Origin of the sequence: Undibacterium sp. RuTC16W (assembly GCF_049339445.1) — a bacterium.
In the GTDB taxonomy this organism is placed as follows: Bacteria; Pseudomonadota; Gammaproteobacteria; order Burkholderiales; family Burkholderiaceae_D; genus Undibacterium.
In genome coordinates this window covers 1-279 of sequence record NZ_JBMPPE010000133.1, presented here as the reverse complement: position 1 = coordinate 279, position 279 = coordinate 1, and the positions used below count along the sequence as shown (strand labels likewise).

1 protein-coding gene is annotated in these 279 nt (G+C 43.0%); it reads left to right on the top strand.

Going from position 1 to position 279, the window contains the following annotated elements; translation table 11 throughout:
- The coding region (locus ACO0K4_RS19820) for a BON domain-containing protein (protein WP_422958365.1) at window positions 1-191 on the top strand (191 nt) is incomplete at its 5' end.
- Window positions 192-279: the final 88 nt, after the last annotated feature.

The window sequence follows — 279 nt, the reverse complement described above, 5'->3', positions numbered from 1 at the left end:
CCACTGAAGTCAAAGCGGCCATACTGAATGAACCAACACTCAAGGTCGCCGAAATCAACGTGGAAACCTTTAAAGGTGTCGTTCAATTAAGTGGTTTTGTACGATCACAAGAAAACATACAAACTGCTGTACGTATCGCCAGTAATATCAAAGGCGTGCGTTCTGTCAAAAACGACATGCGAATGAAATAAGCAAGACTAATCAACACCCGGGACGCGTAGTAATACATACGCGTACTCATACCGAACGCACTATAACCAAGTATGCAAGAAGTACGTA